The sequence below is a fragment of the Actinoplanes cyaneus genome, from assembly GCF_016862095.1.
Classification (GTDB): Bacteria; Actinomycetota; Actinomycetes; order Mycobacteriales; family Micromonosporaceae; genus Actinoplanes; species Actinoplanes cyaneus.
Window position 1 is genome coordinate 19,200 of sequence record NZ_BOMH01000085.1, and the last position, 15,510, is coordinate 34,709.

Annotated in this window: 11 protein-coding genes; 5 read left to right on the forward strand and 6 right to left on the reverse strand. The window is 70.7% G+C overall.

Annotation, left to right across the window (positions count from 1 at the left end; translation table 11 throughout):
* Positions 1–108: 108 nt before the first annotated feature.
* Positions 109–750, forward strand: coding sequence for a CGNR zinc finger domain-containing protein (locus Acy02nite_RS43355; RefSeq protein ID WP_203755228.1), 642 nt, complete (start codon positions 109–111; stop codon positions 748–750).
* Between the two features lie 236 nt (positions 751–986).
* Here Acy02nite_RS43355 and Acy02nite_RS43360 read toward each other — a convergent pair whose 3' ends face one another.
* The 5 genes from Acy02nite_RS43360 to Acy02nite_RS43380 form a co-directional block, all read right to left on the reverse strand.
* Positions 987–2,771, reverse strand: coding sequence for a SpoIIE family protein phosphatase (locus Acy02nite_RS43360; RefSeq protein ID WP_203755230.1), 1,785 nt, complete (start codon positions 2,769–2,771; stop codon positions 987–989).
* 318 nt (positions 2,772–3,089) lie between these two features.
* Positions 3,090–6,017: a helix-turn-helix transcriptional regulator gene (locus tag Acy02nite_RS43365; protein WP_203755232.1), complete on the reverse strand. Its 2,928-nt coding sequence runs from the start codon at positions 6,015–6,017 to the stop codon at positions 3,090–3,092.
* 21 nt (positions 6,018–6,038) lie between these two features.
* Positions 6,039–7,253 carry a helix-turn-helix transcriptional regulator gene (locus Acy02nite_RS43370; RefSeq protein WP_203755235.1) on the reverse strand — a complete coding sequence of 405 codons (1,215 nt, stop codon included), beginning with the start codon at positions 7,251–7,253 and terminating at the stop codon, positions 6,039–6,041.
* The gene (locus Acy02nite_RS43375; RefSeq protein WP_203755237.1) at positions 7,250–7,495 is read right to left on the reverse strand and encodes a hypothetical protein; all 246 of its coding nucleotides are present in this window, start codon (positions 7,493–7,495) and stop codon (positions 7,250–7,252) included. Before Acy02nite_RS43375 ends, Acy02nite_RS43370 begins: the two co-directional genes overlap by 4 nt.
* A gap of 124 nt (positions 7,496–7,619) precedes the next feature.
* Positions 7,620–8,627 carry a serine hydrolase domain-containing protein gene (locus Acy02nite_RS43380; protein WP_344820566.1) on the reverse strand — a complete coding sequence of 336 codons (1,008 nt, stop codon included), beginning with the start codon at positions 8,625–8,627 and terminating at the stop codon, positions 7,620–7,622.
* A 267-nt stretch (positions 8,628–8,894) separates the two neighbouring features.
* Here Acy02nite_RS43380 and lanKC point away from each other — a divergent pair, with 267 nt between their 5' ends.
* The 4 genes from lanKC (at position 8,895) to Acy02nite_RS43400 (ending at position 15,042) form a co-directional block, all read left to right on the forward strand.
* Positions 8,895–11,423: a class III lanthionine synthetase LanKC gene (gene lanKC, locus Acy02nite_RS43385; protein ID WP_203755242.1), complete on the forward strand. Its 2,529-nt coding sequence runs from the start codon at positions 8,895–8,897 to the stop codon at positions 11,421–11,423.
* 594 nt (positions 11,424–12,017) lie between these two features.
* Positions 12,018–13,244, forward strand: a complete 1,227-nt coding sequence (locus Acy02nite_RS43390; RefSeq protein ID WP_203755244.1) for an MFS transporter — start codon at positions 12,018–12,020, stop codon at positions 13,242–13,244.
* Positions 13,245–13,634: 390 nt separating this feature from the next.
* Positions 13,635–14,243 (forward strand): DUF6346 domain-containing protein, encoded by a 609-nt coding sequence (locus Acy02nite_RS43395; RefSeq protein ID WP_203755246.1) that lies wholly within the window; start codon positions 13,635–13,637, stop codon positions 14,241–14,243.
* A gap of 274 nt (positions 14,244–14,517) precedes the next feature.
* Positions 14,518–15,042, forward strand: coding sequence for a mycothiol transferase (locus tag Acy02nite_RS43400; protein WP_203755249.1), 525 nt, complete (start codon positions 14,518–14,520; stop codon positions 15,040–15,042).
* Between the two features lie 190 nt (positions 15,043–15,232).
* Here Acy02nite_RS43400 and Acy02nite_RS43405 read toward each other — a convergent pair.
* Positions 15,233–15,510: hypothetical protein (locus Acy02nite_RS43405; protein WP_203755252.1), on the reverse strand; the 278-nt coding region annotated here is incomplete at its 5' end.

Below are 15,510 nucleotides of genomic sequence, written 5' to 3' on the forward strand. Positions count from 1 at the left end.
GTCGTCGTTGCCCACCGACCATGACACCACCGTAGGCTCTATGGCAATGTCATGTGACGTCACCTACTTCACTACGGTGGTGTCCTCGGAAGGAGTACGCTCACCGACGTGGACCATGACGACACCGCAGCGAGCACCAGACGTCTGCTGCTGGCGGCCGCACCCGGAGGGCTGTGCGTCGTGCAGGACCTGCTGAACTCGGCGAGCATGCCCGTCGCGTCGGTGCCCGATCTGCTCGCCGACCAGGCGACCGCGCAGGCCTGGCTGGACACGTCGTTGCAAACCTGGAGCCAGCAGGCCGGCCGCACCCCGCCCCGGATCACACTGTCCGACGATGATCTCGTCGCGCTTCGTGAGCTGCGCAGCCGGATCCGTGGCTGGCTCACGGACGAAGGTCAAGATCGCTCGGCGCTCACCTTCGAGGCCGGCGTTGCCTTGTATGACGGCCGTCTGGCCTTTGAACTCCGGGGTAGCGGTGCTGCCGTGGTTATCTCGCTGGTTCTGCTGGAGTCGCTGCTGGCCTCGCACACCGGCGCCCTGAGCCGATTGAAGACCTGCATGAACCCGGCCTGCGGCGCGGCGTTCTACGACCTGTCACGAAACAGCACCCGCGTCTGGCACGACATGAAAACGTGCGGCAACCCCATCAACCTCCGCGCTTCCCGGGCCCGTCGGCGCACGCCCCCCGAAGCCCGGCGAGCACCAAAGATCGCCTCGGGAGAACGCGAGTCGACGCCGTCGATCGAGTGAAGCCCCGTTGCTGAGCTGCCGGATCGGTCGCTCCTCCTTCTACGCGACCGGTACCTCACCGGCCGGCAGTCTGGCCTATCGACATACTCCCGCCAATCCCGCCGCCGTCTGCAAAGCGGGACCCAAGTCCGCACCGGCCCCGCCGGCGTACCCGGCAATGTCTCCGGACGTTGACCGACACGCCGGTGGTGGGACGCCTGGTGCAGCGCCACTGGCGCACAGGCTGCTGCTGCGGGTCAGGACGGAGCGGTGCGGATGAGCAGCAGTGAGGCGTCGTCTTCCCTGCTGGCGGGGTTCGTGTCGGTCATCAGGAGATCTGCCAGCTCGCTCAGCGGGGCCTTGCGGTGAGCCGCGAGCAGCTGGTGCAGGCGAGTGATGCCGTCATCGATCGGGCGGGTCCTGGTTTCGATCAGGCCATCGGTGTGCAGCACCAGCAGGGAGCCGGGCGGCAGGTGCCGGGTGTGGGTGCGCCGGGTGATGTTGCGCAGGCCGCCGAGCAACGGCCCGCCGCGGGCGAGCAGGCTGATCTCACCGTCGGGCAGGACCAGGCTGGGCGGTAGGTGGCCGGCATTGGTCCAGGTCAGGGTGTGCCCGCCGCCCGGGTCGTGGGTCAGGTAGGCGACCATGGCGGTGGCGATGGCCGTGATGCCGAGGGCTCTGGTGGTGCGTTCGAGGCGGTGCAGCAGAGCGGACGGGTAGTCGTAGCGGTCGACGAGCAGGGTGCGCAGCATCGTGCGGTACTGGCTCATGGTCGCCGCCGCGGTGATGCCGTGCCCGGCGACGTCACCGATCACCAGGGCCAGCCGCTGGTCGTCGATTTTGATCACGTCGTACCAGTCCCCGCCGACCAGGTCGTTCTGCTGGGCCGGCACGTACTGGGCGGCCATGCCGACGTGACCCACCTCGGGCAGAGGGGTGAGCAGCGCTTGCTGCATGGTGGTGGCGGCGGTGCGCTGCTCGTCGTAGGCGGCGGTCCGGCTCAGTGCCGAAGCCACGAACCCGGCCAGGGCGGTGAGCACGACCTGCTCCCCGCCGGTAAGGGTGTGCGGTTGTGCCCAGATGACGGTCAGCGCGCCGATCGGGCCGTGCTCGCCGGGAAGTGGCACGCTGGCCGCCGACTGCCAGCCCAGCGCCTCGAACGTCTCCAGGGCATCGGGGGCCTGCTCGGCGATCGCGGTCAGATCCGGGAACGACATGAGTCGTCCGGTGCGGGCCGCCAGCCCGGACGGCGTTCGCTGGTCGGCACCGTAACGCAGCCACCGCCGGGCGAACCGGGCGGGCAGCAGCCGACCGGAAGCAAGATCCACGAATCCGTCGGCATCCAGGGTGGAGATGCCCACGTAGACCGGGTCGGGATCGCCGATGACCAGGGTGCGAACCGTGTCGACCAGCTCGTCGGACGTCGCGGCCGCTCCCAGCGCGGCGCTGGCACGCAGCAGCAATTGGCTGCGTACGGCCGCCGCCTGAGACTGTCGTTCGCGTTCCATGGCGGCTCGGTGCTGCACCTCGGCCTGGTCCGAGGCGATCCGCATGCGCAGCGCCTGTGCGCAGCCGTCGGCCAGCTCGGCCAGTAGCCGGAGCTCCTGATCGCTCCACCGGCGGGGTTGATGATCGATGGCGCACAGCGAGCCGAGCACGTGCCCGTCGTCGTCGGTCAACGGCATGCCGGCGTACGCGACGACACCGAGCTCGTCCACGGCGAGATTGTCACGCACCCGCGCGTCACTGCGGGCGTCGGTGACGATCAGCGGCTCCCCCGCGGCCACGACATGCTGGCAGAAGGAGTGACTCAGCGGGGTCTGCCGCTGTGCTGCCCACGGCTGGCCCAGCCCTCGCGCTCCGGGGAAGAACTGCCGGTCGCTGCCGACCAGCGACACCAGCGCCACCGGCACGCCGACGGCCCGGCGCACCATGTCGGCGAACCAGTCGAACAGCGGATCGGCCACCGCATCCAGGCCGGCCCGCCGCACCGCGGCCAGCCGGCCCTGCTCATCGGGGTTCCCGTCGAAGTCGGCGGTCATGAGGCCGGCTCGGCGGCGCGCTGCAGGGAAGAACGCGGCCGGACGCCGATCAACGGCTCATCCGGAGGGATCCGCGAGAACGGCATCTGCCGCCCCGAAGGATACGAATCCGGTCCGCCCTGTCGCCGGGAGCAGCAGCACACCGGGCGTAGCCGACGATCGACGACATGATCACGCCAGGCAGCGTAAACGAGAAGGAACCTGCGGTAGCACCTGCCACCACGGCTCCGCGCGCGGACGCCCCGCCAAAGATCCGACGCACCGGTTCCTGCCCGCCTGCCTCAGGTGAACGATCCGGCAAGAAGGCACGGTCAGGACTCAGGACGATTCGCCGCGGCGGATCAAGCCGGCCTCCCACCGGTTGGCGGCGCCGAGCTTGGCCAGCACGTTCGACACGTGCACGCTGACTGTCTTCTCCGAGATGGTGAGACTGCGGGCGATCCGGCCGTTGGTGTAGCCGAGCGCGATCAGGTCCAGCACCTGCGTCTCCCGTGGGGTCAGGCCCCACCCGGCAGCCGACGGCGCAGCGGCGGCCGGCGCGGGCTCCTCCTCGAGGGCGACCCCGGCAAGGACCGCCAGCCGGCTCAGCTCACCGGTCAGCCGCCGTGCCCGCAGTGCGGTCGCCAGCCGCGCCGCCACGGTGATCTCCCGGTGCACCGCCGACGTGGCGCCGCGCCGCAGCAGGCAGTCGGCGAGCCGCAACCGGGCCTGCGCCTCCGGGTACGGATGTCCGAGCGACGCCCAGGTCTCCGCCACCGCCACCCACGCCGCTTCCTGCGGTTCCCCTCGCACGCGCAGCAGTTCCGCCGCGGCCACCTGACTCAGCGCCTCGGCGACCGGCAACGCCTGACCGCCCCCGGCGCGCCGCAGCTCCTCCATCGCGGACTCCACCCGGGCCGACAGCATGTCCGCCCAGCTCAGCCACGTCTGCGGGGCCGCATGCCGGGCGAACGCCTCCCCCGCCGCCTGCAACCCGCACACCGCGAGCCGCAGCGCCGGGAACGCTCCTTCCCCGTCCCCGAGCTTGTCCAGCCCCTCGTCCACGGCACGGCGGGCGGCCCGCCAGTTCCCGTCGGCGATCTCCAGGGCGGCGAGCGCCGTGTAGGTGTGCCCCACGAAGTCCTGGTCGGTCTTCCCGGCCGAGCGGCTCATCACCAGGTCGAGCAGGTCGCGGGCCGCGTCGCGCTCGTCGCGGGCGACGCGCACCTCCGCCCGTACGTACTGCAGGTAGAGCGGCAGGTCGTCGGCCGCCTCGTCGGGCAGGACCTCGTCGATGAGCTGCTCGATCTCGTCCCACCGGCCCAGGTCGAGCAGGATGTCGGCGGCGTTGCCGACGAGCACCATGCCGGTCGTCATCCGCAGCCCGAACCCGGCCGCGAGCTCACATCCGCGCCGGGCCAGTTCGAGCCCTTCCTCGAGCTGGTTGAGCATCTGCAGGCAGTAGGTCAGATTGGTGTACGCCCGGAGAATGTTCTCCTTGCTGTCGGTGCTCTCGGCGAGCGCCAGCCCGTCGCGCAACTGGGCGACCCCGCCGTCGCGCTCCCCCAGCAGGAACCGCAGGGTCCCGAGCGTGACCAGCAGATATCCGCGCTCCACCGGTGACTCCGCGACGGTGAGAGCGGCCTGCGCCTCCTGCAGCGCCTGCCGGTAGTGCCCGCTGAGCATCAGCACCCGCGCGTAGACCTCCCCGGCCCGCGCCTGCAGCGCCGGATCGGACAGCCCGTCGAGCAGCGCGATCGCCTCCCGCGCCGCCGCCAGGGCCCCGGGTGTGTCGCTGGCCCGCCACCGCAGCCGGGCGAGGTGCTCGTGCAGGGCGGCAAGAACCTTCGGGTCCCCGCCTGCGCCGACGACCTGGATCGCCTCGCCGGTGAGCTGCACCGCCCGTTGCGGGTCCCCGCCGTAGTCGAGAACCTCCGCCGCTTCGTCGAGCAGCCGGGGGTACGTCGTCTCGCAGATCTCGGCGGCGGCCGGCACCCGCCGCCACAGGTCCAGCACCCGCCCGTACTGCCGGCGCGCCTCCGCGTACGCGTGCACGATCGCCGCGGACCGGGCCGCTCGCAGGGTCCAGAACAGCGCGTCGTCGTCCTTGCGCCCGTGGAACCAGTGGTGGGCCAGTTCGGCCTGCACGATCGGCGACGCGTCGGGGCCGGCGGAGGCGGTGAGCGCGGTGGCGACCGCCCGGTGCAGTCCGGCGCGTTCGCCCGGCAGCAGGTCCTGGTAAAACGTTTCTGCGGTGAGCGAGTGCCGCAGTTGGTAACTTTCCTCCGGCGTACGCACCAGCACCTGCCGGGTCACCGCGTCGCGCACCCCGGAGCGCAGCGCCGGCCCGGCCAGGCCGCTCGCCGCCTCCAGCAGCGCCCCGGAGACCGGCCGGCCGGCGGCGGCGACCACCCCGACGACCTGCTGACCTTCCTCGGACAGCCCGTCGACCCGCATCATCAGCAGGTCACGCAGGTGATCGGGCACCGGCCCGCCGGGATTGCGCTGCTCGGCGGCGAAGATCTCCTGCGCGAGGAAGGCGTTGCCGCCGGACCGCTCGTGCACCTTGGTGATGACCTCCGTCGACAGCCCGCCCCCGAGCATCGCCCCGAGATCGTCGCGGCCGAAGCGGGACAGCTCCAGATAGGTGGAGGTCCGCCCGCGGATCAGCTCACCGAAGACCACCCGGTGCCGGGAGTCCTCGTTGAGCTCGTCGGTGCGCAACGTCCCGGCCAGCAGCACCGGCACCCGCCGCAGGTTCCGGCTCAGGAACAACAGCAGGTCCAGCGACGACGTGTCCGCCCAGTGCAGGTCCTCGAGGAGCAGCACCAGCGGCCGTTTCGCCGCGAGGCGCCCCAGCAGCTCCAGGAACAGCGAGAACAGGTGCGCCCGGGCCAGCTGACCGCCCTCGGTGGACCGGCCCGCATCGGACAACGCCGGGATCAGCGCGGACAGGGCCGCCTGTTCCCCGCGGGCGCCTTCGACCAGGGCCGGCGCGCCGACGGAGATCTCCACCGCGTGCATGGCGGCCAGCCACGGGCTGTACGGCAACTCCCCCGCGCCCACCGACACGCACGCCCCGCGCGCGAGCAGCAGGTCACGCCCGTCGCAGCGCTCCTCGAACTCCTCCAGCAGGCAGGTCTTGCCGACACCGGCCTCCCCGGCGATCAGGACGGTCCGGGGTTCGCCGCCGGTCGCGTCGTCGAGCGCCGCGGCCAGGGCCGCCAGTTCGGCCGTACGGCCCACGAAGCCCCTCGACGCTGACATGCGTCATTTCTATCGAAATTTCTATGCGTGGGATAGGACCGGGAAGACGTGCGCGAGCTGCGCCCGGTTCGTCACGCCGAGCTTGCGGAAGACCTTCGACAGGTGGAACTCGACGGTCTTCGGGCTCAGGAACAGCTGCGCGGCGGCCTCGCGGGTGGACACTCCGGTCGCGACGACCCGCGCCACCTCGAACTCCGCCGGGGTGAGCCCGGACCGGGAGAGAGTTTCTGCCGTGCCGCTGAGCTCCCGCTCGGCGCGCAGCGCCCACGGCGTCGCGGCGAGATCCTGGAACCCGTCGCGGGCGATCCGCAGCTGGTTGCGCGCCGCTCGCCGGTCACCGTCACGGCGGAGCCTTTCGCCGTACGAAAGGTGCACGCGCGCATTGTCGAAGGGCAGGTCCATCGTGGCGTGCAGCCGGGTCGCCCGGTCGAAACAGTTCTGCGCGCCGGTCAGGCCGAGCACCCGCCACGCGTTCGCCGCGATCGGTGCCGCCGCCGACCGGGTCATCCCGTGCAGCGTGTTGAGATCCTTCGTGCTCAGCGCCCGATTCCGGATCAGCCGGCATTCCAGCAGGTCGGGCACGAACTCCGGCGCCGGGGCGGCGACCGCGCGATCCTCGGGCCGCTGCTGGGCGAGGCCCGCCAGCAGCGCCAGGCCGACCCCGACCGGGTCCGACGGCGACAGTACGTCGTCCGCCCCGGAGCCCCCGCGCAGCACGTCCAGCAGCGCCCGGGTGTGCCGGGCGCGCGACACCGCCTGATCGTCGCCGGTCAGCGGGGCGAGGGCGAGCGCCTGCCCGGCATCCGCGGCCGCCCCGGCGAGATCCCCGGCACGTGCCAGGGCCCAGCCGCGCATCGACAGCACGCCCGGCAGCGGCCGGATCGCCCCGGTCTCCCACAGCCGGCGCACGATCGCCGCGAGCCCCCGCTCCGCGGCCCGGAACCGTCCGCAGGCCATCTCGCGCCGCGCGTCCGCGACCGCGTCGGCGATCAGCGGCGCGCACAGTTGCTCCCCGGTCGCATCCGCGCGGCGCAGCAGCTCGGCGGCGCGGCCCGGCTCCCCGGCCAGTTGCGCGTCGGCGGCCGCCAGGGTCAGCAACCGGCGGCGACCGTCCCGGACGACCTCGGCGGCCAATTCCAGGGCGGCCGCCGCGGCGGCGTGACCGGTGGCGCCGCGGGCCACCGTGGACAGGTGCTCCAGGATCTCCGCGGTGGGCCGGCCGGCGAGGGTCGTCATCGCGCGCCACCGAAAGCGGTGGCGATGACCCGGCGTGCCCACTTCATCCGGCGTACCGCGTATTCCGGAACCTCGCCGTAGCAGGCCGCCACCTCGGCCGCGCACCCCCGTGATCCCCGATGACGGCGGACCTCGGCGCGGACGGTGGCATCGATTTGGTCCCTGCCGGGACGAGAACCCGTGGGCAACGCACTGACGAACACCGCATCGGTGCGCGCCACGGCCAGCATCGTCGCGGACATCGCTAGCTCCCCTCGCCGGTCTTCCGGCCACTGCGGAAAGCTTCCGGCGGGCGGCCGCCCGTACGTTAGGAAGGTCTTCCTACGCCGCGCCGGGACACCTCCCTACTCCGCCCGGTGCACCTCCCTAGGTGTGATGTCCGGTCTCGGCCAGAAGGGTGAAGCCGTGCCGGTCGACGGCGGCCGACGTAGCGGTCAGGATCACCACTCCGGCGCCCGCGGCCCGGTCCAGGCCCAGCCATGACCGGAATCCACCGGTGCCACCGTTGTGCCAGGTCACCGTACGGCCGTTGTGCTCGAGCGTGATCCAGGCGGCACCGATGCCCACGGCGGGTCCAGCGAACCGGGTGACCGGATCCAGGGCGCTGAGACCAGGAGCCGAACCGTCCAGCAACGCGGCGGTCAGGCGGGCCATCGCCTCGATGGAGGCGCGGATTCCGCCAGCAGGAGCCACGGCCTCGCCGGTCCAGGGCTGCCGAGCACGTCCGAGCCTGTTCCTGCCGGTCAGCGCGCCGGGTCTCAGCTCTACCGGAGTCGTCGGAGCATAGAAGGCATCGAGACCGAGAGGGCCGGCGATGCGTTCGCCTACGAGTTGCCGGTAGCTCACTCCGGCAGCGGTCGCAATGGCGTGACCGAGCAGTTGGAATCCCAGGTTGGAGTAGCGCGCCCGGGGTTTGCCTACCGGGACCGACCGCGCCTGAGCGATCAGCTGGTCCAGGCTGTCACCGTACGGATTGGTCCCGCGGAACCACAGTGCCGCACTGCGCCGCAATGGCGCGCTCGATGCGGCGAGGCGAGGCAAGCCGGAGTGGTGAGTGCTGAGCGACGTCAGGGTCACCCGGGCGGCGGGGCAGTCGCCCAGCGGCAACAGGTCCCCCAGCGTCGTCGACCGATCGACCTCACCGCGGGCGAGCGCGTCGGCGTACAGCAAGCCTGTCACGCCTTTCGAGATGGAGCCGATCTCGAAGTCCGCCGCACGATCGGCGCCGAGTCCCGCCACCTGCTGCCCTTGGCGCGAGATGGTGGCGGCCGCGGCCACCGGGTGCCGACTTCCCAGAAGGGTCCGTAGTCGTATGGCGAGTGACTCGTCGCCGTATTGGATCGGCACCCGTTCAGATCCGGACAATCGCTTCATGCGTCAACCATAGTTGACACGGATTCCATTCGTCAACGCGAGTTGACACGGGCCATGCCGAGGTCTCGGTGCGTGGCGCAACGGCAACGCGCGCCGCCTGCGCTCTCGAGCCACCCAGCAGCAGCGCGCGGGCTTCACGACGTACCTGATCGGGGATTGACCTGCCTTTTTCTGCGGGGTCTCAGCGTCGTTTCAGGGCTGTTTCCGCGGTCGTGGGCAGGATTCGGGCTGTTCCCACCAGCCCTTGCCCAGCGACAGGACGCGATCATGGAGCAGCATCTCGAGTGGATCCACTGTCTCGCCGACCACGAGTTCTACGACGCGCCGGATCGGATGCGGGACCACGGCAGCCGGTTCGAGCCGGCCGACCGGCCCGCGCCGCAGGGCTGGCAGCGCGGCGAGTCGAACCTGTGGGTGGGTCTGGAGCCGGAGGCCGGTGGCGCGCCCCGGCAGGGCTGGAAGATCCACGTCTCGGTCACGCTGGACGACGCGCCCGGCTGCCTGAACCTGGTCTGGGACTACTGCGTGGCCAACGGGCTCGGCTTCAAGTTCCTGCGCAGCGCCGACGCGGTGGTGGTGCTCAACTCCAAGTACGCGGGGCGCGGGTCGAGCGGCAAGCTCGTCACCCTCTACCCCCGTGACGACGCCACGTTCGAGAAGACGATCACCGATCTGTCCGCGCTGCTCGCCGGCATGCCCGGCCCGTACGTGCTGGGTGACCTGCGGATCGGCGACGGCCCGCTGTACGTGCGGTACGGCGCGTTCGCCACCATGTGGTGCCGCGGCGAGAACGACGAGCCGGTGCTCGCCATCGAGGACGCCGACGGCGAACTGGTGCCCGATCGGCGCGGACCGGTCTTCCGGGTGCCGCCCTGGGTGCAGGTCCCGCAGTTCCTGGAGCCGCACCTGGCGGCACGGCAGGGCAGCGCGCCGATCGACTTCCCGTACCGCGTCGAGGAAGCCCTGCACTTCTCCAACGCCGGCGGTGTCTACCTGGCCCGCAACGCGGCCGGGGAGCAGGTGGTGCTGCGCGAGGCACGGCCGTACGCGGGTCTGGACCGCAACCACGAGGACGCGGTCGCCCGCCTGCGCCGCGAGCACCGGACGTTGACCCGGCTCGCCGGGCTCGACTGCGTCCCGGCCGTCTACGACTACCGGATCGTGCAGGGCCATCACTTCCTCGTCCAGGAGTACATCGAGGGCCCGACCCTGCTGCGCGCCGTGCAGACCCGCGGGCCGGCCCTGTTCCCCGGCACCGCGCCCGAGACGATCGAGGCCGACCTGACCGAGTTCCGGGGATGGGTGGTCGACGCGCTCGACCAGGTCGCCGCCGCGCTCGACGCCATCCACGCGCGCGGCATCCGGTTCGGTGACCTGCACCCGTCCAACGTGCTGCTGGGTCCCGGCGGCCGGGTGGTGCTGATCGACTTCGAGTTCGCCGCCGAGCTCGGTGACGATCGTCCGCCCGGGCTCGGCGCGCCCGGTTTCGCCGCCCCCGCGGGGCTGACCGGCGCGGCGATCGACGAGTTCGCCCTGGACTGCCTGCGGGTGTTCCCGTTCATGATGCTGACCCCGCTGCTGGACCGGGCGACGGCCAAGGCCGGGACGCTCGTCGCGGAGGCGGTCACGATGGGGATGCCGCCGGAGTTCGGCGCCGCGCTGCTGCGCCGGCACGCCGTGCCCGAGGGCCTGGACGAGGCCGCGCGCCGGTTCGCCGGGCCCGACCCGTCCTGGCCCCGCATCCGGGACTCGATCGTCGCCGGGATCCACGCCGCCGCCACCCCGGAGCGCGACGACCGGCTGTTCCCGGGCAGTCCGGCGCAGCTCGGCAGCGGGGGCTTCGATCTCTCGTACGGCGCGGCCGGCGTCCTGTTCGCCCTGCACCGGGTGGGGGCGCCGATCCCGCCGGAGTACGTGCGGTGGACGTCACGCGCGGTCGAACGCACCCAGCCGCGGCCGTCGCTGGGCCTGTACAACGGCCCGCACGGCGTAGCCGCGGTGCTCGAGACGATCGGCCGTCACGAGGAAGCGCTCGCCGCGCTGGAGGTGGCCCGCCGCTTCGACCGGCTGCCCACCTCGGACACGCTCGCCGCCGGGCGGGCCGGGCGCGCACTGAACCTGTTGCACTTCGCCCGGGTCACCGGCGACGACACCCTGCTCGGCGAGGGCCTGCGGATCGCCGCGGACCTCGGGCGGCTAGTGGCCACGGGTGCGGCCGTGCTGCCGGGGCACGGGCTGCTCCGCGGGCCGTCCGGCGCCGCGCTGCTGTTCATCAGGGCCTACGAGCAGACCGGCGAGGACCGGTACCTGGACTGGGCCCGCCAGGCGATCGAGCAGGACCTCGACATCGGGCAGACCCGCGACGACGGATCCTTCCAGCTCGCGGACGGGAGCAGGCACCTGCCGTACCTGGACGGCGGCAGCGGCGGGGTCGCGCTGATCCTGCACGAGTATCAGCGCCACCGCGACGATACCGACGTGTGGCACCTGCTCCCCAGGATCCGGCTGGCCTGCTCGACGCCGATGGTCTACCAGAGCGGACTGTTCACCGGACGGGCCGGATTCATCGCGGTGCTGGCCCGGCTCGGCTGCGACGAGGACCGCGACGCGATCACACAGCACGTCCGGCGGCTCGGCTGGCACGCGCTGCTGCGCGGCGGTGACCTGGTGTTCCCCGGGGACCAGCTGCTGCGGCTCTCCCTGGACCTGGCGACCGGATCGGCGGGCGTCCTGCTCGCTCTGCGGGCGGCGTTCGAAGGGGCCACCGGCTTCCTGCCGTACCTCGAAAGGGGGTGAATCTCATGACTGACGTCCTGGACCTGCAGGGCCTGCCGATCGAACGTGCCGGCCCGCACTGCCCGAGCGTCAACTCGGTCGTGCTCGTGATGACCACATTCCACCTGGCGTGACACCGCGCCCAGGGCTGTCCGTGACGACAGGGAAAGGGGGTGAGACCAATGGTGAACGTACTGGATCTGCAGGCCTTGCAGGTTGAGGGCTTCGCTCCGTACTGCCCGAGCCAGAAGTCGGTGATCGTCGTCGTGACCACGTTCCACGTGGCGTGACCGCGGATCACCGACCGAACCGGATGACGGAGGGAGGTGAACAACCATGGTGAACGTCCTGGACCTGCAGGCGCTGTCGACTCCCAGCTTCGAGCCCAGCTGCCCGAGCAGCCACTCGGTGATCGTCATCGTCACGAACTTCGGCGCGTGACGGTGATGACCATGATCCACGTGCTCGACCTACAGGCGCTGCCGCTCACCGCGCGCAGCGACGACGAGATCAAGTGTCCCAGCCACAGATCCATCATCGTGGCGTGACGCAGGGGCCGCCGGTGCGATCACCGCGCCGGCGGCCCCCGCCGTCCCGGATCGGAGGTGACCCGAGATGCTCGAAACACCCACTCCCCCGCCGCTGCGCCGCAACCGCGAGTTCCGGTTGATCTGGCTCGGCGGCGCCCTGGCCGGTCTCGGCTCGATGATCGGCGCCCTGGCCATGCCCCTGCTGGTGCTCCGGGAGACCGGCTCACCGGCGAAGGCCGGGCTGCTCGGCACGGTGTCGGCGGTGACGGTGCTGATCGTCATCATCCCGGCCGGCTCCATCGTCGACGCCGGCGAACGACGCCGGCTCATGATCGGCTGCCAGGTCACCGGGTCGCTGATCGCCGCGCTGATCGCCGGGTTCGTCCTCGCCGGGCGCCCGGTTCTGCTGCTCCTGCTGATCAGCACCGCCCTCGTGAGTGTCCTGGGCAGTCTCTACACGCCGGCGGCCACCGTTCTGCTGCGGGCCGCGGTGCCCGCCGACCAGCTCGGGCTGGCAGTCTCCCGGCTCCAGGCCAGAACCGCCGCACTGCAACTCGCCGGTCCCCTGATCGGCGGGGCGCTCTTCGCTCTCGCGCCGGCACTGCCCTTCGCCGTACGGGCGGTCGCCCTGCTCAGCTCGGTGCTCTGCCTGCTGTGCCTGCGGACACGGTCGGCGCCCGGCCCGTCCGGCGACAGCCCGATGACACTGGGCAGCCTCACCGCGGGATTCCGGTTCGTCTGGGGAGAGCGCTACCTGCGCGTCGTCCTGTTCGTCTACGGCGCCGGGCTCACCGCCGTCTACAGCGCCGTCATGCTCGTGGCGATCAGCGCCACCGCCAAGGCGGACCCGAGTGGACGCTCCAGCGGCCTGATGGTCGCGGTGACAGCGGCCGGCTCGCTCGGCGGGGCGCTGCTCGCGCCGCGGCTGGGCACCCCGCGACATCCACGGCTGCTGACCGTCCTCAGCTGCTGGGCGTTCGCCGCGGCGATCCCGCTGCTGGCACTGTTCCGATCGCCGGCGGCCATGGGCGCCGTGCTCGGTGTCGCGATGTTCCTGGCCGCGATCGGCAACGTCGCCTTCGAGACGGAGATGGTCCGGCTCACGCCGTCCGACCTGATGGGCAGGGCCGAGGCGGGTGCGATCTTCATTTCGCTGCTGGCCCAGCCGCTCGGGCCGCTCGGGGGCGGACTGCTCGCCGGGAGCGTCGGCCCGGGCGCCACCTTTCTGGTGCTCGGTGTCCTGGTCGCCGGGCTGGCCACCCTCCTGACGGTGTTCCTGGGTGGCAGTCTCCCCACCCGTATTCGCAGCTAGTGCCTCGTCTTTGAACCTTGGCGGTGTAATCCGTCGGTTCTGAGGCTGCTTCGAGCTGGCTGTTCCTCTGTCGGCGGGTTCGCGAGCGGTGGACTCAAGGGCGCGAGAGAGGCGGCCTCCATGCTGGGGTGCGTGGGTTGTTCTCCACCAAGTTCATCGACGCGACTTGGCGTGGTGACGCCGCGGCGATGGGCGGAGGTGCACGGGGGCATGTCCGGGTCATGGCCGATACGGTGCGCCTGGCCGGCATGGGCGTAGTCTGCCGGGACGGCGCGCTTGGCGCGACTTGGGTTCGGTGTGGCCGGGCACCTATGACGAGGCCAAGGACGTGCTCAAGAAGCCGCCCTCATTCGATTTGGTCAAGACGCCAGTCCAGATGATCGGCGGAGCATGGGGAGGAGCACTGCCCTGACCGACAGACCCCTCGAAAACGACTACACCCAGCAGGTTCGCCGACGGGAGGAGGCGGCGTGGCAGCGTTATGGGCCGGTGGCGTACCGGCTCGTGAAACTGCTTCGCCTCGTCATCCTGCTCGCCGCGACCGGCATGGCGATCATTGTCGTCAACACCCTGGCGGCTCTTTACCAGGGCACCGGTTCGGTTGGGGCAACGGGACCGGACGAGCGTCTGGTTCAGGTCCGAGTCGACAGTTGTGATCGGCGCGGTCCCCTGCACGATTGGCGGCTCGGCTTCTGGTGGACTTGTCAGGTCAGCGTGTTGGGTGGTGGTCAGGCTGCAGTCGACCGGTCGATCGTCACCGATGAGGACGTCGGTCGTACCATCGAGCTCCTTCAGGCTTGCTACAACCCACCAGGCACCCATTGCACCCTGGGTAAACCCGCCAGCGCCCTCGGACAGGTCTATGCCGGTGGGCTGCGCTGGCTGGAACGGCTCGGCCTGATTGTCGTGGCGGGGTGGGCGTTCAGCTATCTACTGGCTGCGTTGATCGGAGCACGTGGCTTCATCGGCTTCATTGCGTGGTGGCGGCGCCTGAGATGAGACAGTCGCTGAACGCGTCGGCCTTCTCAATTGCGCGCGAACGGTGCCCCATACCGCCTTCCGAGCGCATCGTCGAGCAGCCCGGCCAGCCACCCAGCCAGGCCACCGGCGAGATTGTCAGCTGGCCACGGCGCCGGCGCGGTGAGCAGGCCAAAGCTCCGAGCCAGTCAGTTAGTCCCCTGTACGCGGTCCCACCTGCATCCGCATCTGCCGAGTTGAGCGCGCTGTCGGCTACCGGCGGGTGGGACAAGAAACGGCGTTGCGACTCTCAGCCGTGACGGGAATTCTGGGCTTCATGCCTTTCGCAGGTGAGCCCGCCGCCGACCGCACCGATGCCTTCGGTTTGGCCGTTGACTACTTCAGTTGGTTCGGCAGTGTCTTGCTGCGCCGCCTGGAGGGTCTGACCTTCGAACAACAAACAGCATCGGTCGTTCCTACCGGATGGTCTGCTCTCGGGCTGCTGAAGCACTCCGCCGCCACCCGCCGCTTCTGGATTCGGCACGTGTTCGCGGGCGGCGACGTGGACTTCACCTGGCCAGGCTCTCCCGAGCTCGAATGGGAGGTGTCGAGCGATGACACCGCTGAGCGAATCGTCGGCTTCTTCCGCTTCGAGCATGCCCATGCTGTCGAGGTACTGCGTGGCGGCGACCCCGAGGACGTTGCCGTGCGCGACTACGGCTCCGGAGTTCGTCCGACGCTGGCGTGGATTCTGTTACATCTCCTGCAAGACTCGGCACGGCATGCGGGACATCTTGACATCAGTCGGGAACTCACTGATGGCAGCACTCACCTGGATTGAGAAAAACACCCGATTCGCGTGACCCCGGATCTGGATCCGGTTGGAGGGGCATGAGGTCCCTTCGGCACGCCACCGCCCTGCTCAGATCCAGTTCACTCACATGCCGCGATCCGCTCGCCATCGAGCGTAACGGCTGCCAGGCGCCGGCCGGTGCTCGCTCGCACTGAAGAGCGGGGTTGCGCGTCCAAGATCAACCGAACAGCGGAGCAGGAAGGAACGATCCTCGCTCTAGGCTTCGATCTTGTTTGCTAGCACCGCTGTGTTGCAGGTGCGGCAAGCCAATGAGGATCGCGACACCTGATCCCGTCCAGGATTCGGCCGTGGAGGTCAGGCATGTCGGGAGAGCGGAAGCGGGGCCCTTGCCGGTGAGAGCCGACACGCGTGACGCCCGGCGAACGACGCTGGTGGTGACCATGATTGCAACGGTAATCTTCGCTTTAGCCGGGTCCACGGAGTCCGCCCCGGCCC

What these genes read in the sequence shown, in the direction of transcription:
- Acy02nite_RS43360 (WP_203755230.1), bottom strand. Translation starts at nt 2,771, where the DNA reads ATGACCGCCGACTTCGACGGGAACCCCGATGAGCAGGGCCGGCTGGCC.
- Acy02nite_RS43365 (WP_203755232.1), bottom strand. Translation starts at nt 6,017, where the DNA reads ATGTCAGCGTCGAGGGGCTTCGTGGGCCGTACGGCCGAACTGGCGGCC.
- Acy02nite_RS43370 (WP_203755235.1), bottom strand. Translation starts at nt 7,253, where the DNA reads ATGACGACCCTCGCCGGCCGGCCCACCGCGGAGATCCTGGAGCACCTG.
- Acy02nite_RS43375 (WP_203755237.1), bottom strand. Translation starts at nt 7,495, where the DNA reads ATGTCCGCGACGATGCTGGCCGTGGCGCGCACCGATGCGGTGTTCGTC.
- Acy02nite_RS43380 (WP_344820566.1), bottom strand. Translation starts at nt 8,627, where the DNA reads ATGAAGCGATTGTCCGGATCTGAACGGGTGCCGATCCAATACGGCGAC.
- lanKC (WP_203755242.1), top strand. Translation starts at nt 8,895, where the DNA reads ATGGAGCAGCATCTCGAGTGGATCCACTGTCTCGCCGACCACGAGTTC.
- Acy02nite_RS43390 (WP_203755244.1), top strand. Translation starts at nt 12,018, where the DNA reads ATGCTCGAAACACCCACTCCCCCGCCGCTGCGCCGCAACCGCGAGTTC.
- Acy02nite_RS43395 (WP_203755246.1), top strand. Translation starts at nt 13,635, where the DNA reads ATGGGGAGGAGCACTGCCCTGACCGACAGACCCCTCGAAAACGACTAC.